The organism is Catenulispora rubra, from assembly GCF_015356825.1.
In the GTDB taxonomy this organism is placed as follows: Bacteria; Actinomycetota; Actinomycetes; order Streptomycetales; family Catenulisporaceae; genus Catenulispora; species Catenulispora rubra.
In genome coordinates this window covers 1-22,804 of record NZ_JAACYW010000188.1, presented here as the reverse complement: position 1 = coordinate 22,804, position 22,804 = coordinate 1, and the positions used below count along the sequence as shown (strand labels likewise).

15 protein-coding genes are annotated in these 22,804 nt (G+C 70.4%); 4 read left to right on the top strand and 11 right to left on the bottom strand.

Going from position 1 to position 22,804, the window contains the following annotated elements; all coding sequences use genetic code 11:
* Nucleotides 1-72: 72 nt before the first annotated feature.
* From GWK61_RS36500 to GWK61_RS36465, 8 genes are all read right to left on the bottom strand, one after another.
* Complete coding sequence (locus tag GWK61_RS36500) at nucleotides 73-1,020, bottom strand: carbohydrate ABC transporter permease (RefSeq protein WP_194916263.1); 948 nt, start codon at nucleotides 1,018-1,020, stop codon at nucleotides 73-75.
* Nucleotides 1,017-3,443 (bottom strand): glycosyl hydrolase family 95 catalytic domain-containing protein, encoded by a 2,427-nt coding sequence (locus GWK61_RS36495; RefSeq protein WP_194916262.1) that lies wholly within the window; start codon nucleotides 3,441-3,443, stop codon nucleotides 1,017-1,019. The genes GWK61_RS36500 and GWK61_RS36495 overlap by 4 nt, the downstream gene beginning before the upstream one ends.
* A complete protein-coding gene (locus GWK61_RS36490; RefSeq protein WP_194916261.1) occupies nucleotides 3,433-5,775 on the bottom strand; it encodes a glycosyl hydrolase family 95 catalytic domain-containing protein in 2,343 nt (780 codons plus the stop codon). The genes GWK61_RS36495 and GWK61_RS36490 overlap by 11 nt, the downstream gene beginning before the upstream one ends.
* A 33-nt stretch (nucleotides 5,776-5,808) precedes the next feature.
* Entirely contained in the window at nucleotides 5,809-6,876 is a 1,068-nt protein-coding gene (locus GWK61_RS36485; protein WP_194916260.1) for a Gfo/Idh/MocA family protein, read from the bottom strand.
* Complete coding sequence (locus tag GWK61_RS36480; RefSeq protein ID WP_323747917.1) at nucleotides 6,873-7,631, bottom strand: ThuA domain-containing protein; 759 nt, start codon at nucleotides 7,629-7,631, stop codon at nucleotides 6,873-6,875. The genes GWK61_RS36485 and GWK61_RS36480 overlap by 4 nt, the downstream gene beginning before the upstream one ends.
* Nucleotides 7,607-8,920 carry an ABC transporter substrate-binding protein gene (locus GWK61_RS36475; protein WP_194916259.1) on the bottom strand — a complete coding sequence of 438 codons (1,314 nt, stop codon included), beginning with the start codon at nucleotides 8,918-8,920 and terminating at the stop codon, nucleotides 7,607-7,609. Before GWK61_RS36475 ends, GWK61_RS36480 begins: the two co-directional genes overlap by 25 nt.
* Nucleotides 8,921-9,069: 149 nt before the next feature.
* Nucleotides 9,070-10,068 carry a LacI family DNA-binding transcriptional regulator gene (locus GWK61_RS36470; RefSeq protein ID WP_194916258.1) on the bottom strand — a complete coding sequence of 333 codons (999 nt, stop codon included), beginning with the start codon at nucleotides 10,066-10,068 and terminating at the stop codon, nucleotides 9,070-9,072.
* A gap of 229 nt (nucleotides 10,069-10,297) precedes the next feature.
* Entirely contained in the window at nucleotides 10,298-11,149 is an 852-nt protein-coding gene (locus GWK61_RS36465) for a hypothetical protein (protein WP_194916257.1), read from the bottom strand.
* Nucleotides 11,150-11,408: 259 nt separating this feature from the next.
* Between GWK61_RS36465 and recQ the strand changes: the two genes are divergently transcribed.
* A complete protein-coding gene (gene recQ / locus GWK61_RS36460; protein ID WP_194916256.1) occupies nucleotides 11,409-13,358 on the top strand; it encodes a DNA helicase RecQ in 1,950 nt (649 codons plus the stop codon).
* Between the two features lie 46 nt (nucleotides 13,359-13,404).
* Here the strand turns inward: recQ and GWK61_RS36455 are convergent, their stop codons facing one another.
* Together GWK61_RS36455 and GWK61_RS36450 are read right to left on the bottom strand one after the other, a co-directional pair.
* Nucleotides 13,405-14,889, bottom strand: coding sequence for a glycoside hydrolase (locus GWK61_RS36455; protein WP_194916264.1), 1,485 nt, complete (start codon nucleotides 14,887-14,889; stop codon nucleotides 13,405-13,407).
* 71 nt (nucleotides 14,890-14,960) lie between these two features.
* Nucleotides 14,961-15,470, bottom strand: coding sequence for a DUF3885 domain-containing protein (locus tag GWK61_RS36450; RefSeq protein ID WP_194916255.1), 510 nt, complete (start codon nucleotides 15,468-15,470; stop codon nucleotides 14,961-14,963).
* 354 nt (nucleotides 15,471-15,824) lie between these two features.
* Here GWK61_RS36450 and GWK61_RS36445 point away from each other — a divergent pair, with 354 nt between their 5' ends.
* From GWK61_RS36445 to GWK61_RS36435, 3 genes are read left to right on the top strand one after another with little or no spacing between them, the layout of a single operon-like run.
* Nucleotides 15,825-16,847, top strand: coding sequence for a hypothetical protein (locus tag GWK61_RS36445; RefSeq protein WP_194916254.1), 1,023 nt, complete (start codon nucleotides 15,825-15,827; stop codon nucleotides 16,845-16,847).
* Nucleotides 16,848-16,857: 10 nt separating this feature from the next.
* Entirely contained in the window at nucleotides 16,858-18,738 is a 1,881-nt protein-coding gene (locus GWK61_RS36440) for an HSP90 family protein (RefSeq protein ID WP_194916253.1), read from the top strand.
* Complete coding sequence (locus GWK61_RS36435; RefSeq protein WP_194916252.1) at nucleotides 18,735-22,217, top strand: hypothetical protein; 3,483 nt, start codon at nucleotides 18,735-18,737, stop codon at nucleotides 22,215-22,217. The genes GWK61_RS36440 and GWK61_RS36435 overlap by 4 nt, the downstream gene beginning before the upstream one ends.
* A gap of 140 nt (nucleotides 22,218-22,357) precedes the next feature.
* On the opposite strand, the gene GWK61_RS36430 is transcribed toward GWK61_RS36435, so the two are convergent.
* Nucleotides 22,358-22,804: FtsX-like permease family protein (locus GWK61_RS36430; protein ID WP_194916251.1), on the bottom strand; the 447-nt coding region annotated here is incomplete at its 5' end.

Sequence of the window (22,804 nt, the reverse complement as noted above, 5' to 3'; positions counted from 1 at the left end):
GCCCGGCCCGGCCGGTCACGATCGCGCCCGGCTCCGCCGCGGCCGAAGCCCTCGCCTCCTCCGAGTGCACCGTCACAGCTCCACCTCCCGCCGTTGCAGCAGCCGCAGCACCACGCTCGACACCACCGCGACGATGATCAGCATCAGTACGGCCATCGCCGAGGCCATCCCGGTCTTGTTCTCGGTGAACCCGGTCTGGATCACGCCGTACGCGACCGTCGCCGTGGTCCCGGTCCCGGGGCCGCCGTGCGTGATCACCTGGATGTAGTCGTACGTCTTGAAGCCGGTGATCAGCAGCATCACGGTGTTGATGGTCAGGGCCGGCGCCAGCATCGGCCAGGTGACCCGCCGGAACCTGGTCCAGCGGCCGGCCCCGTCGATCGCCGCCGCCTCCAGCAGCTCGTCCGGCACGCCCTGCAGCCCCGCGAGGTACACGACCGTGCAGAAGCCGAGCAGCTGCCAGCTCGCGATCGACCCCACCGAGTACAGCGCGATCGACGGATCGGACAGCCAGCCCGGCGGGTGCCGCACCCCCATCGACCCCAGCACCGTGTCCAGCAGCCCGCCGTCGGTGAGCATGGCCTGCCACACCACCGACACCACCACGGAGCTGAGCACGACCGGCACGAAGAACACCGTCCGCAGCGCGCGGTAGAGCCGGCCGTTCCGGTTCAGCAGCACCGCGATCGCCAGGCCCGCGACGTTCGGCACGATCACGATGATCAGCGTCAGGATCGTGGTGACCCGCAACTGCATCCGGAAGTCCGGATCGCCGAGCAGCTTCACGTAGTTGTGCAGGCCGGTGAACTTCGTGTCGGGCAGGAACGCGTCGGCGTTGGTGAAGCTGTAGCCGAGGCTCAGCACCAGCGGCGCGAACACGAAGCACGCGTAGAACAGGAGCCCCGGCGCGCCGAACCCGAGGAAGTACCCCAGGTTCGCGCGCCGGTTCCGTGCGGACTTCCGTGCAGACTGCGGAGAACCTTGCGGTGTGCCAGGTAACGAGCCTTGCAGTGCTGTCATGGGGTGACCTTGTACATGGTGCCCGCCGTGGTGGCGAAGGTGGCCCGACCACCGGAGACGGTGACGGGGACGGAGGATCCGTTCGCGGTGACGGTCGCCGTGCCGGTGTGCCACGGGAGCACCAGCGTCGCGCTCCCGCCGGTCTGGCTGATGATGCCGACCGAGGCCACCGAGCCGCCGCTGATCGCGCTGCTCACCAGGAAAGCGCCCTTGGCCAGCAGCGTGAACGACCCGTCGCGCGCGGTCGGCCAGCACGGGAAGACCCGGATCGCGCCGGCTTCGCTCTGCATCAGCATCGAGTTCAGCGTCTCGATCGTCCCGGACGTCTCGATGCCGCCGCCGCCCTGGAAGTCGGTGTCATTGCTCGACCGCCACAGGTGCGCGATGGCGGCCTTGAGCTTCTGCACCAGGTCCTCGGCCGGCCAGCCGACGCGGGCCGCGATGGTGAACTCCTTGCAGAAGCCATTGTTGGAGTTGCCTCCCGACGTCACACCCCAGGAGTTCATCTGTGTCAGGGAGTTGATCGCATACTGCAGGAGGTTGGCGTCCCCGCCGATCGAGCACTGCTCGCCGGGGAAGATCACGCCTTCCATGTTGATCGGCTGATTCCCGGGTTCGAACTTGTTCGGCAGGCTCGGGTTGTTGATGACCTCGGCGGTGTAGAAGACCGTGACGCCGTTGTAGGTGCCGGTCGGGTAGGCGCTGAGCTTGGTCAGGAAGTCCTGCCACGTGGACTGCATGTTCGCGTCCACGCCGAGGATCGCCGACGTCTCCAGCAAGGTGTTGATGACCTTGCGCGCGAACCCGAGGTCCAGGTTCGGGTTGGTGTCGTCGCCGCCTTCGTGGGCCGACGAGTGCTGGAACACGTAGCGCTTGCCGTCGAAGACCGCGAAGTCGCGCCAGAACGCGTCCAGCTCCTTCAGCAACGGATACAGCTGCGTCTGGAGGTAGGTGGTGTCGCGGGTGTACTCCCAGTGCCAGATCAGCGGCAACGCCGCGAAGGTGCCGTTGGACTTCTGGTCGGCGGGCAGCTTCGTGTAGTCCTTCTTGGACGCGACCGGTGCCGTCGAGGGTTGGTTCTCGTACATGTGGAACGGTGCCATGCTGCGTTGGAACGCTGTGCCCTGATATCCCGCGCCGTGAGTCGTGTTCCGCTGCCAGGGGACTTCGTTGTAGATCAGGCGGCGGTAGGGCTCGGAGAGTTCGGCGTGGTTCGAGGAGAAGGCACCGTAGTACAAGGCTTCCTGGTTGTAGTTCAGGAAGTAGCGGCCACCCCAGTTCGGGGTGTCGTTGGTGAGCCACTGGCCCCAGAGCGACGGCGGGTTGTGCACGCCGGATCGGGTCGCGCTGCCCAGGACGTACTGCGCGTTGAAGTAGAAGGCTTCCAGCTGCGAATCGCCGACGACGACGCTGGAACGTGTCCAGAAGTCCTGCCAGAACGCGGCGTGCGTGCTCGCGGCGCCGGTGATCCACGCCGCGTCGATCGCGCTGGAGGCGGTGACCGCTTGATCGCGAAGCTGCGTCGGCGTCGGGGCGGTGGACGAGTCGGAGACGTCCTGCGCGTGCGAGCGGAAGGCCGTCACGAGCGTGGCCGTCGCTCCGCCGGCCAGGGTGAAGGTACCGGTCGCAGAGGTCTGCGAGGACGTCTTCGAGGTGCTGGTCTTGGTGAACTTGGCGCCCACGAGCTGCGTCGCGGAGGCCGCGGTGGCCTGCATGCTGACGTTGCCGTTGCCGGAGGTGTTGTTCTGCCGGGTCAGCCACAGCTGGGTGCCGTTCAGGGCACCCGCGCCGGACGGATAGGCCGAGTCGACCGGCAGCGTGACGGTCGCCGTCAGGCTGACCGAGGAGCTGCCCGCCTTGGACGACAGCTGGGTGATCAGGACGCTGTCGTTGTCGGCGGTCCACGACGTCATCGTGACCGTGGCGTTCGACAGCGCGAGCACGGACGTGACCGTCGCCCCGGCCAGGTCCGTGGTCATCGAGTAGCCGCTGGACGCGGCGCTCGCGCCGGACGCCGCCACGGTCAGCTTCCCGACCGGCAGGATCGAGGGCTGCCAGACGAGCGGGCTCGTCGTCTTGCGGTCACTGCCCCAGAAGTCGCTCTTGCCGAAGGAGAAGGTCTGCTGCGTGGCCGAGGAGTCGCCGACGACCACGCCGATGTCGCCATTGCCCAGGAGCATGCCCGGCGTGTACTTGTTCGTGACGACGCCCGATATCGGCTTGGTGACGTGCGGGTTCACGGCCGCGAGCTGAGCCTGGACGGCGGGCCAGCTGATGCCGGTGGCGGCGGCCTCGGCGGCGGGGCGAGAGCCGGTCGCGCGCGCCACTTCAGTGCCGGCCCCGACCAGGACCGCGCCGACCCCGGCCGCCGTACCCCCGAGCACCGCGCGCCGACCGACGAGCGGGTACTTGTCACTGCGCATCTTCGTCCCACCTTCCCTTCGGAGTGATGTTGTAGGTGCGGCCGGCGACGGTGCGGAACGTGAGCCGACCGCCCGATCCGGATTTCCACGGCAGCTGGAGCGTGACCTCGCCGCTGGCCCGGCTGTGCAGCCGGATGTGGTCGACCGCTCCCCGGCGCTGCTCGGCGCTGACCAGGAACCCGCCCTTGGCCAGCAGCGTGAACGACGCGTCGCGCGCCGCGGGCCAGCACGGGAAGACCCGGATCACGCCGTCCTCGCTCTGCATCAGCATCGAGTTCAGCGCCTCGGTGGTGCCGGTGGTCTCGACCCCGCCGCCGCCCTGGAAGACCGTGTTGTTAGTGGGCCGCCACAGGTGCGCGATGGCGGCCTTGAGCTTCTGCAGCAGGTCTTCGGCCGGCCAGCCGACGCGCGCGGCGATGACGAACTCCTTGCAGAAGCCGTTGTTCGAGTTGCCGCCGGGAGTCACGCCCCAGGAGTTCATCTGTGTCAGGGAGTTGACGGCGTACTGCAGCAGCATCGGGTCGCCGCCGATGGAGCACTGCTCGCCGGGGAAGATGACGCCTTCCATGTTGATCGGCTGGTTGCCGGGCTCGAAGGTGTCCGGCACGCCGGGGTTGTTGATGACCTCGCCGGTGTAGAAGACGGTGACGCCGTTGTACGTGCCGGTCGGGTAGGCGCTCAGCTTGGCGAGGAAGTCGCGCCAGACCGGACGCAGGTCGGCGTCGACGCCGAGGACGACGGATGTGTCCAGCAGGGTGTTGGCGACCTTGCGCGCGAAGCCGAGGTCCAGGTTCGGGTTGGTGTCGTCGCCGCCTTCGTGCGCGGAGGTGTGCTGGAAGACCCAGCGCGTGCCGTCCCACACCGCGAAATCGCGCCAGAACGCGTCCAGTTCCTTCAGCAGCGGGTAGAGCTCGTCGCGGAGGTAGTCCCGGTCGCGGGTGTACTCCCAGTGCCAGATCAGCGGGAGCGCGCCGAACGTGCCGTTGGACTTCTGGTCGGCCGGGAGCTTCTTGTAGTCCTTGGCCGCCGCGACCGGGATCGGCGCCGGAGGCGTCTGGTACAGGTGGAACGGCGGCAGGCTGCGCTGGAACGCCGTGCCCTGATACCCGGCGCCGTGAGTGGTGTTGCGCTGCCAGGCGACCTCGTTGAGGATCATCCGCCGGTAGGGCTCGGACAAGTCGGCGTGGTTGGAGGAGAAGGCGCCGTAGTACAGGGCTTCCTCGTTGTAGTTCAGGAAGTAGCGGCCGCCCCAGTTCGGGGTGTCGTTGGTGGTCCAGGCGGCCCACAGCGACGGCGGGTTGTGGACGCCGACACGGGTCGCGCTGCCCAGGACGTACTGCGCGTTGAAGTAGAAGGCCTCCAGCTGCGAGTCGCCGAGCACGACGCTGGAGCGGGTCCAGAAGTCGGTCCAGAAGGAGCGATGTACGGCGCGCGCCTCGCGCAGCCAGTGGTCGCGGATCGACGTCACCGCCGCGATCGCTTGGTCGCGGAGATCATTCGGGGTCGGCGCGGGAGCCGGGTCGGAGAGGTCCTGGCCGTGCGAGCGGAAGGCCGTCAGCAGGACCGCTTTACAACCGCCGGGGAGGACGAAGGTGCCGTCGGCGAGGGAACCATCCATGAGGACGGTCGCCGAGGCGACGGACGCTTTGTAGCTGACATCGCCATAGCCGACAGCGTTGTTCTGCCGGGTCAGCCACAACGCGCCGCCGGTCGCGCCGGTCGCCGAGGGGTAGGCCGGATCGTTCGGCAGCACGACGCTGGCGCTCAGTGTCAGGTCGGGATCGCCATGGGCCGAGGCGATCTCCGTGATCAGGACATTGTCGTGGTCGGCGGTCCAGGACGTGAGGGTCAGCGTGCCGTTCGTAAGCGGCAGCACTGTTGTGACCTGTGCAGTGCCGATGTCGGTGACCATCGAGTAGCCGGTGGCAGCCGCCGTGGCGCCGGGCACCGAGACCGTGAGCGCGCCGACCGGCAGGATCGAGTTCTGCCAGACCAGCGGGCTCGTGGTCTTGCGGTTGTTGCCCCAGAAGTCGCTCTTGCCGAAGTGGAAGGTCTGCTGCGTGGCCGAGGAGTCGCCGACGACCACGCCGATGTCGCCGTTGCCCAGCAACATGCCCGGCGAGTACTTGTTCGTGACGACCTTCTGGATCGGTGCGCTCACCTGTGGGTTCACCGCGGCCAGTTGGCGCTTCACGTCCGACCAGCGCACCCCGGTCCCGGGCCGGCAATCGGCGTCTGCGGAGGCTGGAGAGGCGAAGGTGACGCCGGCGATGGTGGATGCGCCGGCCCCGGCGGTAGCGGCGAGCACGGCGCGTCGGCTGATGGAGGTCATGGCTGTTCTCCCTTCAATGCGCGTTGCGGGATCTCAGTTCTCGACGACGACCGGTTGGGCGAACTGCGAGGAGGCGACGGCCGCCTCGACCATGGCCAGGCTGCGGAGGTTGTCGTGGCACTCGCCGTCCGGGGCCTCGCCGGTGCGCAGGGCGTGAACGAATCCGGCGAGCACCTCGGCCAGGCCGGGGAACTCGGGGGACTGCGGTTCGACCGGCAGCGTCTCGGACGGCGGCTCGGGCTCCCCCTCCTCGCGCGCCGGCGTGAGCACCGGTGCGCCGAGGCCGTCCCAGATCGCCGAGCCGCCGGCGCCTTCCAGGTACCAGCGGCCGGTCCAGGACGTGAAGTCCGAGCGCGCGGTCCAGCAGCCGGTGAAGGCGAAGTGCAGGCCGTCGTCCATCTGGAACAGGGCCTCGGCCGAGTCGTTGCCGGGGTACCAGGACCACGGCGTGCGGTAGGCGGTGCAGAACACTGATTGCGCGTCGGCACCGGTGACGGCGCGCGCCGCGTCGAACAGGTGGATGGCCATCTCGCGCAGCAGCGGCTCGTCCCACAAGTGGACGTAGGGGCCGGCGCGGTGCGGGAGGCGGAAGTCGATTTCGAGGCGGGTGAGCGGGGCCAGGCGGCGGGCCGCGTCCTTCAGGGCGTGGGTGCCGGAGAGTTGGCGCCGGTCCTGGGTGACGGCGAGCAGCCGGCCGGTGCGTTCCGAGACGGCGACCAGTTGGCGGGCCTCGGCGAGCGTCATGGCCATCGGCTTCTCGGACAGGACCGCGCAGCCGTGTTCGAGGGCTGAGGTGGTGACCGTGCGGTGCGCGGCCGGCGGGGCGCTGTTGAAGACGATGTCCGGGGCGAGGTCGGTGAGCAGGGCGGCCAGATCGGTGCCGATCGCGATGCTGCTGGTGGCTTCCGGTCCGGCTTCTTTCACGGCCTCGTTCAGCGCCTCGGGATCCAGATCGACCCAGCCGACGAGCTCGGTGTCGGGCTGCCGGGCGATCTCGCGGGCCCAGTTCCGGCCCATGAAGCCGGCGCCGACGATGACCGCGCGCAGCGGTCCGGGCGTGGTGACCGTGGCGAACGCAAGCTCAGTGCTCTCTGTGCTCATTGCTGCCACCACCCGACCGGCGAGGGCGCGTCCACGAAGTGCTTGCCGATCGGGCCGGTCGGAGCCGCCCAGCGCACGGCGTTGGCGATCACGTCCTGGACCTCCTTCTGGTGGTAGACCGGGCATTCCTGGTCGCCGGCGCCGAAGTAGAAGATCCGGCCTGCGCCGCGAGTGAAGCAGGCGCCGCTGCGGAACACCTCGCCGCCGCTGAAGGAGGACAGGAAGACCAGTTCGTCCGGATCGGGGATGTCGAAGGGCTCGCCGTACATCTCGTCGTGCGGGATCACCAGCGGCTGCGGGATGCCGGCGGCGACCGGGTGGCCGGGCTTGACGGTCCACACCAGGTGCCGGTCCTCGCCGTGCCGCCAGCGGCGGTCGCAGCTGGTGCCCATGAGGGACGTGAACAGCTTCGAGCCGGCGCCGGAGTGCAGGACCACCAGGCCCATGCCGTCCAGGACGCGGCGGCGGACGCGGTCCACGGTCTCGTCGTCCATCTCGGCGTGCAGCAGGTGGCTCCACCAGACCAGGACGTCAATATCCTCCACGGCCGCGGGGGTCAGGCCATGGCCGGGCTGGTCTTGGGTCGCGGTGGTGATGACTGTGTTCGACGCGGGGCCGAGGCGGTCTTCGAGCGCGGCGGCGACGGTGCCGTGGATGCCGAGCGGGTAGCGCTCGGCGATCTCGGGGCGGGTGAGTTCGTGGTGGTTCTCGTTGAAGACCAGGACGCGCATCAGCTCGACGCCCGCTTCGCCCACTCGGAGTCCAGGTACGACGCGGCGTCCTTGGCGGACTTCCGGCCGAGCATCACGTCCTCGACGGCGCCGTAGACGACGTCGACCATGCCGGGCAGCAGCGCGTCGTCGCCGGACTCCCAGCTGAAGGCCTTCACGACCGTGCCGGTCTGCTCGGCCTGCTGGTAGAGCTGGTAGGACTCGTTGAACACCGGGCCGGTGGTGGTCGGCGGGGTGTAGCCCTTGATCGCCGGGAAGAGCGCGTCGCTGAGCACGTTGTTGTCGAGGTTCGACTTGTCCAGCTGGAAGGCCAGGGCGAACTTCTTGGCCAGGTCCAGGTTCTTGGCGTGCGCGCTGACCTCCAGGCCGCCGCCGGTGTAGGCGGGCATGACGACCTTGCCGTCGTCGGTGGGCCAGGCGAACACGCCGAGGTCGTCCTTGATCGGGCTGGCGTCGGCGGCCGAGGCGAACCAGATGCCCATCGGGTACATCGCGCCGCTGCCGTCCAGGAACGCCTTCTGGCTGTCGGCGTAGTTGCGCGACAGGCCGGCGCGGTCGATGTAGCCCTTGGACGCCAGGTCGCCGACCCGCTGCAGGGCGTCGACGAAGTCCGGGTCGGAGAACTTCACCTTGCCGGTGTGCCGGTCGACGAGCCAGTTCGGGTCCTGGCGGTAGACCTGGGTGGCGACGGTGGCGGACAGCGGCAGGACCGCGGCGAAGGCGTCGGAGCCGCCGCCGACCTGGAACGGCAGGAGGCCCGCGGTCTTGAGCTTGGCCGAGTCGTCCAGGAGCTGCTGGTAGGTGGTCGGCGTGCCGGTGATGCCGGCCTTGGCGAACATCGACTTGCGGTAGTAGACCATCGGGATGGTCTGGGTGTTCGCAGGGAGCTGATAGACCTTGCCGCCGATGGCGCCGCCGTCCGGCACCTCGAAGCTGCTGAGCTCGCTCTGCTGCCAGGCGTAGAGGTCGCCGGCCTGCGCGAAGCCGGTGGGGGTGACCGCGATCATCACGTCGGGGAACTGGCCGGAGGCCTTGAGCTGCTTGGCGTAGCTGGTGCGGTCGGCGGTCGGGGAGACGAGGCGCTTGACCTTCATGCCGGGGTACTGATCGGTGACGCGCTTGATGGCCGCGTCCCAATAGGCCGGGGTGAGGTTCGGGGTCTCGAAGGTCAGGAACGTGATGGTGTCGGTGCCGCCGCCGCCGGAGCTGGAGGCGGAGTTGCCGCCGGCCGCGGAGCAGGCGGACAACGCCAGCACCGTCAGAGCGACCAGGGCCTTTACCGAAGACGGTGCTCGGAGTCGACGTGGGAACATCCGCTGCCTCCCGGACTGGGGATCGAGGGGTCCGTGAGCGCTCACGGGAGCGCTCACGGGAAGTAGAGTGGTCCAGGTCACACCCTCTCGTCAAGGGTCATTACCGAATTGCTGTTACTTGGCCGTCATCGGAGAGCCCGACGACTGATTCACGCCGAGCCGCGGACCCGCAGCTCGGGAACGACGACCACGGGCTCCGGCGTGCGGCCCGCCAGGAGTTCCGCGGCGGCGGCCACGGCCAGTTCGCCCATGCGCCGGATGTCGACGTGGACGGAGGTGATCGGCGGCTCGACCAACTCCCCCAGCGGCAGGCCGTCGAAGCCGACTACTGCGAAGTCCTCGGGCACCCTGAGTCCCGCAGCCTTCAGCCCACGTACCGCGCCGACCGCCAGAACGTCGTTGTACGCGAACGCGGCGGTGATGTCGGGCCTGCGCGCCAGCAGTGCTCGCACCGCGTCCGCACCGCCTTCGACCGTGCGGGGCGCTCGTTCGACGTCGTCCTCGCCGACGTCCAGCCCGAGCTCCTTCGCGATCGCCAGGAAGCTGGTCCGCCGCTTGTCGCTCGGGTCGGCGGCGCCGTCGATCATGCCGATGCGCCGATGGCCGGCCCCGGCCAGGTGCTCCACGGCAAGCCGGACGCCGCCGGCGATGTCGATGCCCACGCCCGGCGCGGCGCCGGCGTCCCAGCCGGGATCCAGGACGGCGAAGGGCACGCCGAGCTTCACGGCGTGCGCGAACACCGCCGGCGAGGTGAGGAAGCCAGCGCCGACGTCGGCCTGGTCGGCGAGCGTGGACAGCGCCAGCACCTCGCGCTCCGGGTCCTCGCCGGTGTCGTAGAGCACGACCTGCCAGCCCCGCGCCTGCGCGGCCCGCAACACCCCGGACGCGAGCTCGGGGAAGAACGGGTTCCCGATGTCGGAGATGATCAGCCCGAGCGTGGTGGTGTCCTGCCGGATCAGCCCGCGCGCGAACCGGCTGGGCCGGTAGTTCAGGCTGCGCGCGGCGTCCAGCACCCGCCGCTTGGTCTCGGCGTCGATCTCCGCCTTGTCGTTGACCGCGCGCGAAACCGTCTGCCGCGAGACCCCGGCCAGCCTCGCCACGTCCTCGATGGTCGCGCGCTTGACCCGGGACTCCGGGGAAACGTTCAAGAAGGTCGCCTCCTACCGCCAGCGGAACTCCACGCCCGGACCACCGGCACCGGCCGCCCGCTCCGGACGCGAAGGAACGGCGCCCCCGAAGCGGGGACGCCGAGTGCACGTGATCGGGACGCCGCCGCCCCACCTTCACCGTACTCGATGCGGAGGCCGGTTCGGTGGAGCGGCGGGACGGGAGGGAGGAGGGACTGCGGGGAAGAGGGACTGCGGAAAGGAGGGCGGCTCAGTTGTGGATGACGCACCCGTTGGCGTTGTTGCTCCAGATCGGCTGCATCGGGAACGTCCCGGTGGACAGCGTCACGTTCTGGAAGTTGCTCTCACACCCGTCGCCGATCTCCTGGCCGTTCGGCGCCACCCAGCCGTTGCCGGCCTGCGGGTCGGTGATCGACTCGGCGTATTCGTGCCCCTCGACGATGCTGAAGGCGCTCAGCTTGTTGCCCAGCAGGTTGTTCGGGCACCGGCTGCCGGCCGGTGCGTCGAGCTGGTAGGGCATGTTGGTGTAGGAGACGGAGCCGGAGTAGTCGTGGTAGGCGCAGAAACCGGAGCTCGGCCAGCCGTCGGGGTGCGTGCCGTGCGCGCTGAGCACCACGATCTGCGCGTCGCCGTTGCCCGAGACCCCGAAGTGCGCGGCGCCCCGGTTGCCCTCGTTCGCCACGGCGTTGGCGCTGGGGTTGGTCGGCTCGGCCTTGGCGTTGTCCATCCACACGCCGGCCAGGACCGCACCGCTGAACGTCGGGCCCCGCCCGCTGGAATCTGTGTACTGCGAGGTGATGGTGGACCAGTTGTCCGAACTGGTCCCGAGTCCGTTGAACACCTTGGTCAGGTACGCCGGTATCCCGTTGGTGTCGCTCTTCCACTGCGACCCCCAGAACACGAGGTACACCTTGGGATGCAGCTGGACGGGCCCGCCGCCGTACTCCATGTTCTCGCCGGCCTGAGCCGCCCTGGCGGCCGTGTACGTCCCGGCGCGCTGCGAGCCGGCCGAGGCCGCTCCGGTGCTCGCGGTGGCGCCGACCAGTCCCGCGGCCATGAGCACGGCGGCTGCTGCGATTCGCCCGTTCCTGTTCATGCGCATGCTGAATTGCTCCCAACTCAGTGTTTTGGCATGGATGTGCGGTCATGGTGAGGTTAACCGCGGGAAATGGGTTCGCATACCCTTGATACAACCCTTAACCATCCCGTGCGTCACGTGCCTGGAGCTGCGCGATCTTCGCGGCGAGCGCCCCGACGAGGGATCGGCCGCGGCCCGTGACGGCGCCCACACCGGAAGCCCTGACCTGGCAAAACGCCCAACCTCCCGACCCGACACCCGTCCGCTTCCGTAGACTCGTGGCATGGCTCCTCCCGAAACGACGCACACGGTGACCGACGCGGACGACGTCCTGCGGCGCGTCTTCGGCTACGACTCGTTCCGCGGGGCGCAGCAGGAGATCGTGGAACACGTCATCGGCGGCGGCGACGCGCTGGTGCTGATGGCCACCGGCGGCGGAAAGTCGCTGTGCTACCAGATCCCGGCGCTGGTGCGGCCGGGGGTCGGGGTGGTGGTCTCGCCGCTGATCGCGCTGATGCAGGACCAGGTCGACGCGCTCACCGCGGTGGGGGTGCGCGCGGGGTTCCTGAACTCCACGCAGGATCCCGACCAGCGCCGGTTCGTGGAGCAGATGTTCCTGGCCGGCGAGCTGGACCTGCTCTACCTGGCGCCGGAGCGGCTGCGCTCGGAGTCGACGCTGCAACTGCTGGACCGGGGCAAGATCTCGCTGTTCGCGATCGACGAGGCGCACTGCGTCTCGCAGTGGGGCCACGACTTCCGGCCCGACTACCTCAACCTGTCGATGCTGCACGAGCGCTGGCCGGACGTGCCGCGCGTCGCGCTCACCGCAACCGCCACACAGGCCACGCACCAGGAGATCGCCGAGCGGCTGAACCTGGGCGGCGCCAAGCACTTCGTCGCCGGGTTCGACCGGCCGAACATCCAGTACCGCATCGTGTCGAAGGCGGAGCCGAACAAGCAGCTGCTGGAGCTGCTGCGCAGCGAGCACCAGGGCGACGCCGGCATCGTCTACTGCATGTCGCGCGCCTCGACGGAGAAGACCGCGCAGTTCCTTGTGAACAACGGGATCTCCGCGCTCGCCTACCACGCGGGCCTGGACGCCGGGACCCGCGCGCGGGCGCAGTCGCGCTTCCTGCGCGAGGACGGCCTGGTCATCGTCGCCACCATCGCGTTCGGCATGGGGATCGACAAGCCCGACGTGCGCTTCGTGGCGCATCTGGACCTGCCGAAGTCGGTCGAGGGCTACTACCAGGAGACCGGCCGGGCCGGCCGGGACGGGCTGCCGTCGACGGCCTGGCTGGCGTACGGCCTGCAGGACGTGGTCCAGCAGCGCAAGATGATCGCCTCCTCGGACGGCGACGACAACTACCGCCGCCAGCTCACCGCGCACCTGGACGCCATGCTCGCGCTCTGCGAGACCATCGAGTGCCGCCGGGTGCAGCTGCTCAACTACTTCGGCCAGTCCGGCGAGCCGTGCGGCAACTGCGACACCTGCCTGAACCCGCCGGAGTCCTGGGACGGCACGGTCGCCGCGCAGAAGCTGCTGTCGACGGTCTACCGGCTCAAGAGCGAGCGCCGGCAGCGGTTCGGGGCCGGCCAGTCCATCGACATCCTGCTCGGCAAGCAGACGCAGAAGATCTCGCAGTTCAGCCACGACCAGCTCAGCGTCTTCGGGATCGGCGCGGAGCTGTCCGAGGGCGAGTGGCGGGGCGTGGTGCGGCAGCTGTTGGCGCAGGGCATGCTGATGGTCGAGGGCGACTACAGCACGCTGGCGCTCACGCCGGAGAGCGGCGCGGTGCTGCGCGGGGATCGCAAGGTGCTGATGCGGCGGGAGCCGGCGAAGGCGGCGCGGCCGCCGAAGCAGTCGCGGACGGCGGCGGCCGCGGTCGAGGAGCTGAGCGAGGAGGCCAAGCCGGTCTTCGAGAAGCTGCGCGCGTGGCGTGGGCAGTCGGCGAAGGAGCAGGGCGTTCCGGCGTACGTCATCTTCCACGACGCGACGCTGCGGCAGATCGCCATGCAGGCGCCGACCTCGCTTCAGCAGCTCGGGACGATCAGCGGGGTCGGCGAGAACAAGCTGGCCAAGTACGGGCAGGACATCCTGGACACGCTCGGCGAGGCGTTGGACCGGCCCGGCCGGGCGGCGCCGGCCGAGCCTCCCGCCGAGCTCGACTTCGAGGAGCCTCCGGAGGATTACCCGGATGAGGAGCCCGGGGACTACTTCCCTCCTGAGTGAGGTCCTTGCCTCGCCAGCTCCCTGTAGCCCGGCTAACTGTGGCCGGCTACAGGTAGACGCCGTCGATCTCGAAGGACTGGACGGTGTTCGTGGTGAACCACGACCAGAACACCTTCCCGTGCAGGAACGTGTCGGCGTGGTACGTGTACGCGTCGCCGCCGGCGGTCTGCGTGGCCCAGCGGCCGACCAGGCCGTTGCCGCCGGAGCCGGTGACGGTGGTGAACTTCGAGAGGTCGAAGTTGATCCACTGCGCGGTGCCGTAGTTGGTGCAGACGATCACCAGCTTGTGGTTCACCGGGTCGTAGGCGGCCACCGAGTTGTGGTCGCCGCTGTCGATGAGCCGCATGCCGGGGCGGATGTGGCGGGTGTACTGCGCCAGGACGTAGTACTTGGGGTTGACGGCACCGGTGGTGCCGGCGGCTTCGTCGCACTGGATGGTGCCCCAGCTGCCGCCGTCGAGGACCTGCCAGTAGACCCAGGCGGTCGGGTGCAGCCAGGTGAAGTCGAGGTTCAGGTTGCCCGCCAGGGACATGCCCGAGGCGTCGCCCTCGCCGTACTCGGAGTTCCACAGGACCTTGCCGGCCGACTTCGCGGCGTCGTAGAGGAGGTCGCGGCGGCCGCCGCCGTACTGGTAGCCGTGGGTGTTGATCTTCCCGACGTTGCCCTGCGCGGTGCTTCCGAGGCCCTGGAACGTCGCGGTGGCCTCGTCGTAGGTGTTCTCGTCGGAGGCGGCGACCAGCGCTCCGCCGAGGCCGCGGCTGTTGAGCTCGGCGCGCAGGTGGTTGATGACGGTCGCCTGCGTCGAGACGTTGAAGTGGCAGCCCTCCTGGGAGGAGGTGTCGGCCTTCCACCAGTTGGAGACGGGCTCGTTGAAGGCCTCGACGGAGGTGAACTGGAAGCCCCAGTTGTCGTGCGCGTACTTGGCGATCGTCGCGAGGTACACGGCGTGCTGCTGGTAGTTCCACGACTGGAGGTTGTCCGAGCTCCCGTCGGCGGAGCCGGAGGGGTTGTGGTTGTAGCACATCCACCACATCGGCGAGTCGGAGAAGAGCTCGAAGTGGTTGACCCCGCGATCGCGCGCCTTCCAGAGCAAGTTGCGCTGCGGGGCGTCGACGTACCAGTTCCAGCTGGCGGAGGCCGGATCCGAGGAGTACCAGTCGAGCCAGTAGCCCTCCATCTGCCGCGTGGACTGCACGGCGGCGCCCTGGACCATCGTGGTGCCGCCGATGGAGTTCCAGCTACAGGCGCCGACGTTGTAGCGCACGATGTTCAGGCCGAGGCCGGGCAGCGTGCCGCCGTTGTACGGCGCGGAGTTGAGCGTGAAGAAGATGTCGGCGATGTCATCCCGGTTCCCGAACGCCTTGGCCCACCACGCGAGCGACGTCCCCCAGCCCTCCCAGGTGCCCCACGAGGTACCGGGATTGACGGTGGTGGTGTAGTCGGCGTTCGCGGCGGACACCCCGAGGGTGCTGAACGCGGCGGCGGAGGCGGCGGTCGTTGCGGAGGCGGCGAGGAAGGTGCGACGGCGCATGCTGTTATCGGGCACGGGTGTCAGGCTACAGATTCGGCGGGGTCGCGACGGGGATGTCGTGCGGTTGGTTTCTACATGCCTGAGGGGTGTTTCGAGAGCCAGTCGGCGTGGCGCTTGCGCAGAGCGTCGCGCTCCGCGGTGTCGATAGCGAGCACGTCGGCGCCGCCGTCGTAGGGGTGGTACATGCGGAGGAGTCGACGATCGGCGATCATGGCGTTGGCGGTCCGGTCTTCGGCGACCGCGCTCAACAACCGGTCCAGGCTTCCGACCGACCAGCTGGTCCACGAGACGTAGATGTGGGTGTGGACGACGAATTCGGGGTCCGGGTCGTCCTGGGACAGGAACGACCACCACAGCGCGCTTCCCGGGTTGATCCGGAGGTCGAGCCGCGATCTCCGCTCCGGTTCCACGGTGTTCGACCACGTGGAGGTCATGATGTAGACGTCCTGGCCGCCGAACAGCTCCTCGAGAACCGTGTAGTGCCGGTCCAGGATCGTCCGCCGCTCCACGTCGTTCGTCGCGTATCGCTGCGACTCCGGCAGGCTGTGGAATCGCACCCAGCGCTCGCGATGCTCGGTCATGTATTCATGGGCCAGCGGCGGCCGATCCCCCATCCGCTCGCGCCAAACCTCTGTCAGGTCCTTGAGTACTCCTCCGCCCGCAGCCACCCCGCCAGCCTAACCGGCGCGATCCGCACACCAGTTCCTCACCCATCCCGCCGCCTCCCGTCCCGATCCCCAAGACGGATAGCTGACCTGCGGCGCAGCCACGGAACCGGTTACCGCAGTGACGGTCCGGTCGGCTACGGTAGCCGTGCCGGGCCGTGAACCGCGCCGGACCGGGACAACGGAGGGGATCGAGGGGACCACACTTTGACGTCGAGTATCCCGGCCATAGCGATTGGTGCTGTAGCCGCCGCCTCCGTCATCCGCGAGGTGTCTACGAAGTACGGCGCGCGGCGGGGGAACCGGGCTGCGGGACGCCCCGGGCGGCCCGGGCGCGCCGCGGAGGCCGCCGCCGTGAAGCCGGTGCCGATCGACCGTTCGCACGGCGATCCGGAGCTCGCGGTGCTGCGCCAGGCCGCGCGGGTGGCCGACTGGCCGGGCATGGAGGCGATCCTGCGGCCGGTGCGGGAGCGCGGCGACTTCGAGCGGCTGACCTTCCTCATCGCCAACGTCGAGGACCTCGGCGGCGACTTCCTGCTCAAGCTGCCCGAGCAGCTGCCCGGCGACCCGCTGGCGCTGAGCGTGGCCGGCGCCCGGCACTCGGCGTGGGCCTGGGAGGCGCGCACCGGCTACCGCGCCACGCAGGTGTCGGAGGAGCAGTTCCGGGTGTTCCACGAGCGGCTGCGGGTCGCCGAGGAGTACCTGTACACCGCGGTCGAGCTCGATCCGGCCGGCGCCGCGCCCTGGTACGCGCTGTGCGTCACCAGCCGCGGGCTGGAGCACGGCGCCGGGATCACCCGCCGCCGGTTCCAGGCCGGGATCAAGCGCGCGCCGGAGCACGTCGGCCTGCACCGGCAGATGTTGCAGCAGCTGTGTGCGAAGTGGGGCGGCTCGCACGAGGAGATGCACGCGTTCGCCACGAAGACGTTCGACGCGGCCCCGCCCGGCAGCGGCCTCGGCGAGCTCGTCGCGCAGGCCCACCTGGAGCACTGGCTGGACCTGGAGCAGGGCCCCGACGACGTCTACATCCGGGACGCGGCGGTCCTCAAGGAACTCCACCAGGCCGCGGAGGCCTCGGTGTTCCACCCGGCCTTCGCCCCGACGTCCTCCCCGTACATCGCACTGAACACCTTCGCGATGGCCTTCTGGCTCGCGGACGACAAGGAGACCGCGGGCCGGCTGTTCGAGCGGATCGGGGACCACGCCACCAAGGCCCCGTGGCGGTATCGCGGCGACCCCGAGCGGGTGTTCGCGGTGGCACGGCAGGACTGCGTCAAGAAGCGGAAGAAGTAGGGGACACCACGTGAGCACCGAACCCGGCCACACCTTCCAAGTCGACCTGCGCGGGCTGGTCGACCTGCTCTCGCACCACCTCTACTCCTCCCCCAAGGTGTATCTGCGGGAGCTGATGCAGAACGCCGTGGACGCCATCACGGCGCGCCGCATGCTCGACCCCACCGCCCCGGCGCAGATCCGGATCCGCACCGGCGTCGACGGCCGGCTCGAGGTCGAGGACTCCGGCGTCGGGCTGACCGAGGCCGACGTGCACACCTTCCTGGCCACCATCGGCCGCTCCTCCAAGCGCGCCGAGGACGGCGGCCTGGACCTGTCCGCGGCCCGCCAGGACTTCATCGGCCAGTTCGGCATCGGCCTGCTCGCCTGCTTCGTGGTCGCCGACGAGATCACCGTGGTCTCGCGCAGCGCCCGCGACACCGCCGCGCCGGCCGTGGAGTGGCGCGGCCGCAGCGACGGCACGTACCAGATCAGGACCCTGCCGGCGGATCAGGCGGTCGCGCCGGGCACCACGGTCACCCTGGTGCCGCGCGCCGACGGCAGCGAGTGGCTGGAGCCGAACCGGGTGCTGCGGCTGGCCCGGCACTTCGGCTCGCTGCTGCGCTACGACGTGGAGATCGTCGACCGGTTCGGCGACGTCAGCAAGGTCAACGACACGCCGCCGGTCTGGGACCGGCACCACGGCTCGCCGCTGGCCCGCCGCGAGGCGCTGGCCGGCTACGCGAAGTCGACGTTCGACTTCACCCCGCTGGACACCATCGACCTGGACCTGCCGCTGGTCGGGCTCAAGGGCGTGGCGTTCGTGCTGCCCACGCCGGTGCACCCGACGAAGCGCTCGGGCCACCGCGTCCACCTCAAGGGCATGCTGCTGTCGGACTCGGCGCAGGAACTCGTGCCGGACTGGGCCTTCTTCGTGTCCTGCGTCGTGGACACCACCGGCCTGCGCCCCACGGCCTCGCGCGAGTCGCTGTACGAGGACGAGACGCTGGCCGCGGTGCGCGACGCGATCGGCGAGCGGATCCGCGAGTGGCTGGTCGGCCTGGCGGCCTCGGACCTGACGCTGCTGCGGCGCTTCATCGACGTGCACCACCTGGCGGTCAAGGCGCTGGCCCGCTACGACGACCGGCTGCTGGCGCTGCTGCTGCCGTGGCTGCCGTTCGAGACCACCGACGGCCACGTCAGCCTGGACGAGTTCGCCCGCGCGCACCCGGTGGTGCTGGTGACCTCCAGCGTCGAGGAGTTCCGGCAGGTCGCGCCGATCGCGGCCGCGGCCGGGCTGGGCGTCGTCAACGGCGGCTACGTGTATGACAGGGAGCTGGTCCACCGGCTGCCCGAGGTGCGGCCCGGGGTCACGGTCGCGGACCTGGACCCGGAGACGGTCAGCGCGCACCTGGACACCGTGGACCCGGCGGCGGAGCTGGCCGCGGCGGCGTTCCTGGCGCGGGCCCGCGCGGTCTGCGACAAGTTCGACACCGACGTCGCGCTGCGCTCGTTCCAGCCGGTCGGCGTGCCGGCGATGCTGGTCGACAACCGCGAGGCCCGGCACGAGCGGCGGCGCGCGGAGCTGTCGGCCGACGCCGACGAGCTGTGGGCCGGGATCCTGGGGTCGCTGGGGTCCTCGGCGCCGCGCGCGCAGCTGATCGTCAACCATCTCAATCCCCTGATCCGCAAGATCGCGGACATCCCGGACGCGGCGCTGTCGGAGACCGCCATAGAAGCGCTGTACGGGCAGGCGCTGCTGTTGTCGCGGCGTCCGCTGCGGCCGGCGGACCACGCGCTGCTGAACCGGTCGTTCATCGGGCTGCTGGAGTTCGCGGCGGCCGCGGCAGGCTCCGGCGAAGGCCGCAGCTCGGCGGCGGACAAAGCCTCTGACACGCTGGGGGATGCGTGAGCGGGTTCGGCACGAAGGAGGAGTTCTTCGGCGCCCTGCGCGAGAACCGCGACCGGGCCGACGGCCGGGCCAAGGCGGCGATCGCCGAGGAGATCGCGGACGAGGCCGAGGCCTTCGGCGACGACGAGGTCACCGCGACCGCGCTGGTCGAGCTGATGAGCGCGTACCGCGGCAGCGGCGAGCGGGTGAAGTACCCGGTGGTGTTCGCGCGGCTGCTGCGGCTGTGGGACCGGAACCCGAAGGCGTTCGACGACTGGGAGGCGCACCGCGTCTTCTGGTACTTCAAGTGGGTCGGGTCCGGGCTGCTCGGGACCCCGGACGTGCCGCTGGCCGCGATCCGCGGCTGGATCGCCGAGATGCGCAAGCGCTACGAGGCGGCCGACTACGGACTGCAGCCGGTGTACGGGCAGCTGCACTTCCTCGCGCAGCACATCGGCGAGGGCGAGGAGCCGGCCTACGAGCTGTGGGCCACGCGCGGCCGGACGCGGATGAGCGACTGCGAGGCCTGCGAAGCCCGGGCGCGTGCCGAGTACCACTTCGGGCGCGGCGAGGACGAGATCGGGATGGCCGAGCTGGAGGCCACGCTGGACGGCCGCAGCACCTGCGACGAGGAGCCGCACGCGAGCCAGTCCTCGGCGCTGCTGCCACTGGTCCGGCTGGGGCGCACGGACGAGGCCCGCGGGGCGCACCTGAGCGCGTACCGGGCGGTGCGGGGGCGCGAGGCGTACCTGACCGAAGTCGGGCGGCACCTGGAGTTCTGCGCGCTGACCGGGAACGAGGCGCGCGGGCTGGAGCTGCTGGCGCAGAACCGGGCGTTGTTCGGCTTCACGGCGGCGCCGCTGGGCCGGCTGGACTTCCTGACCCGGGTCGAGGTGCTGCTGCGCCGGCTGGCCGCGGTCGGACACGGCGACACGCCGTGCGGCGGTCCGCTGGGGCGGGAGTGGACGGTCGCGGAGCTGCTGGCGTCGGTCGCGGCCGACGCGGACGCGCTGGCGGTGCGGTTCGACGCACGGAACGCGAACGCGACGGTGTCAGGGCGGCGGGCCGCGCAGCTGGCGCTCGAACCGCTGGTCGCCGAGCTGAACCTGGGAGTGCGCGCGGCGGCGTTGGAGGGTACTGAGATGCCCCTGGTGGCGCCCACGGCGGGCTTGGCGACACCGCTCTCGGTATCGCAGGTACCTGAGACGGCCGTCCCGGACGACTTCGACGCGCTGGTGGCCGAGACGCTGCTGCTGGACCGGCAGTTCCACCCGGATTCGCGGCGGCTGTGGGACGCGCTGCTGGAACGGGCGGCGGGGCCGGACGCGGACAAGGTCGACGACGTGCTGCGCGCCGAGATCGCGACGGAGCGGGCGTCGCGTGCGCACCAGGAGCGGGACTGGGACGCGGTCAACAGGTACTTCACGGAGGCGGCGGAGTGCTACGAGCGCGCGGGGCGGCCGGACCGCGCGATCGCGTCGGCGGCGCGGGTGCAGTGGAGCAGGGCGACGCGCGGGGATCAGGACGCTGACGCGTCGGCGGTCGTCGAGGAGACGTGGCCGGAGCTGAACACGCTGCTGCAACGGATCGACGCGCTGCTGGCCGACGGCGGACTCGGGCCGAACCTCGCGGACGCACAGGTGCAGAAGTTGGTGGTGCACCAGAGCCGGGTCTTCGCGGCGCGCAACGCGGCGATGCGTGCCGCCGACCCGGCGGACGCTGAGCGCTGGCTGGGCGTCTTCCGCGCGGAGACGGACCGGATGGTCCGCGAGGGCACCGGCTTCGACGCACCGCAGCGCCTGGCGCTGGTGCTGGAGGCGGTCGCGGAGTACGACGCCACGCACGACGACCCGAAGGCCGCGGAACCGTTGGCGCGGCACGCGTTGCAGATCTTCACGGACCTGGGCTGGCCATGGCGCCTGCACCGCTCGCGCATGCTGGTGGGCCTCGCACTGGCCGGCCAGGACCGCCACGCCGAGGCGATGCAGGTCCTGCAGACGGGCATCGCCGAGGCGCACCCGGCGGTCGACGCCGACGAGCTGACGCCGCTGTACCGACTGCTCGCCGAGACCGCACTGCAGGGCGGCGAACCGGCAACGGCCGTGCGCGCGTTCGCGGAGGCAGCCGTGCGGCTCGACCGCGAGGGCGACGCGTTCGGGGCGGTGGAGTCGCGCTGGCGGATGAGCAACGCGCTGGCGGCACAGGGGCAGACTGCGGACGCGGTCGCGGTGCTGGAGACGCTGGTGGAGACGCCGCTGCGAGGGGATGGGGGGTATGCGGGGCGTGGTGCGGAGGCAGCGCTGAGCAAGCCGGTCGCCAGCGCGGAGCCGGACAGCACGAACTCAGCTGGCGAGACTGCCGACGACAAGGCTGCCTTGGCCGCCGCGAGCCAACCCGATGCCGAGCCGAGCACCACGACCGCAGGCACCGAGGCACTCGCCGATCTGGCCGACACGAGCGGCAAGGCTGTTGGCAATCCGGCTGCTTTGGCCGACGCGAGCCAGCCGGGCGCCGAACCTGGCACCGCGGCCACGAGCGCCGAAGCACTCGCTGGTCCGGCTGTTGCGGGCGCGAGCGGCAAGGCTGTTGGCAATCCGGCTGCTTTGGCCGACGCGAGCCAGCCCGGCGCCGAACCTGGCACCGCGGCCACGAGCGCCGAAGCACTCGCTGGTCCGGCTGTTCCGGGCGCGAGCGGCGAGGCTGTTGGCGATCTGGCCGCTGGCGAACTGGCTGGCAGCGATCAGGCAGCGCATGCCGATCCCGCACCCGCCCCGGCGCCGAGACACTTCAAGCACCCCACGCGCGCCGACATGCTCATGGTGCAGGTGCGGGCGGATCTGGCGCGGGGGCTGCTCGCGCTGGACGAGCCGCGGGCGGCGGCGGTGGAGTTCCTGCATGTCGCGGATGCCGTTGACGGGTGGCCGGATGCGAGTCGGCTGACTGCGGCGGCGGCTGAGGCAGCGGGGGCTTTGGCCTTGGCGCGGAACTGGGACGGGGCGCGGGCTGCTTGGGCGCGGGCTGTCGCGTCGAATCTGGTGGCGCCGCGGATTCCGGACATGACCGAGGCGTTGCGGGACATGGCCGGGGAGACCATCAACGCGTTCGGGGCCGAGGGTGCTGATGACGCGCTCGGCTACCTCGCGGAGGCCGATCGGATGCGGGTCGACTTCGCCGAGCAGTCGCGGACGCAGTTCCTGAGCGTCGAGGTCGACGAGGCCCAGACCTGCTACACGCGGGGCTGGGTGCTCAACGCCGCCGGCCGGCCCGAGGAGGCCATCGAGCAGCTGGAGCGCGCCTCGATGTTGTACGACCGGCCCGGCTTCTCGGGGATCCCGCCGCGGTTCGACGCGATCCGGCAGGCTGCGGTCATCGAATACCGGTCGCTGGATCGGGAGGACGCCGCGAAGGCCCGCCTCGACAACGCCATCGCCGACGCCGAGCTCGCGGGGCACACCGACGGCGTCGCGACCCTGCGCAAACTCCGCGACGCGCTGAGGTGAGAGAGCGGGAGGCGTAGGCGGCCAAGCATCAGCCCGCCGGGGCCCGGTGGGTCGTTCGGGCCGAGCGAGTGAGCTAGTCGGCAAAGCAGAGGGCTGCCTCCGGTCACCAGACCGAAGGCAGCACCTCCCGGACCAAACCGTCACCCCTCCCCCAACCCCGCCGCCAAAGCCGCCCGCGCCGGCACCCACGTCGCCAGCGCCGCGAGCAGCGCGCCGCCGCCGACGACCGCCGCCAGCGGACCCGCCGGCATCGACAGGCCGCCCGTGCCGCGCGTCATGCCGCTCACGTACGTCGTCAGCACCGCCGCCGCGACCGCCAGCCCCAGCGCCGTGGCCACCGCCACCGCGGCCGCCGTCTCCCAGCCCAGCATCCGCTGAACTTGGCGCCGGGTCGCGCCGGTCAGGCGAAGCGCCGCGAACTCGCGCCGGCGGTCGCTGATGCTCATCGCCAGCGTGTTGACCACGGCGATCGCGGTGAACGCCACGATCAGCCCGAGCGTCACGTAGCCGATCTTCGCCCCCGCGTCGTTGCCCGACGCCTGCGCCTGCACCCGGTCCCGGATCCCCAGCCCCGGCTCGCCCTTCAG

Excerpts from the sequence above, each read along its gene's own strand:
- GWK61_RS36500 (WP_194916263.1), bottom strand. The coding sequence starts at position 1,020 with ATGACAGCACTGCAAGGCTCGTTACCTGGCACACCGCAAGGTTCTCCG.
- GWK61_RS36495 (WP_194916262.1), bottom strand. The coding sequence starts at position 3,443 with ATGCGCAGTGACAAGTACCCGCTCGTCGGTCGGCGCGCGGTGCTCGGG.
- GWK61_RS36490 (WP_194916261.1), bottom strand. The coding sequence starts at position 5,775 with ATGACCTCCATCAGCCGACGCGCCGTGCTCGCCGCTACCGCCGGGGCC.
- GWK61_RS36485 (WP_194916260.1), bottom strand. The coding sequence starts at position 6,876 with ATGAGCACAGAGAGCACTGAGCTTGCGTTCGCCACGGTCACCACGCCC.
- GWK61_RS36475 (WP_194916259.1), bottom strand. The coding sequence starts at position 8,920 with ATGTTCCCACGTCGACTCCGAGCACCGTCTTCGGTAAAGGCCCTGGTC.
- GWK61_RS36465 (WP_194916257.1), bottom strand. The coding sequence starts at position 11,149 with ATGCGCATGAACAGGAACGGGCGAATCGCAGCAGCCGCCGTGCTCATG.
- recQ (WP_194916256.1), top strand. The coding sequence starts at position 11,409 with ATGGCTCCTCCCGAAACGACGCACACGGTGACCGACGCGGACGACGTC.
- GWK61_RS36455 (WP_194916264.1), bottom strand. The coding sequence starts at position 14,889 with ATGCGCCGTCGCACCTTCCTCGCCGCCTCCGCAACGACCGCCGCCTCC.
- GWK61_RS36450 (WP_194916255.1), bottom strand. The coding sequence starts at position 15,470 with ATGACCGAGCATCGCGAGCGCTGGGTGCGATTCCACAGCCTGCCGGAG.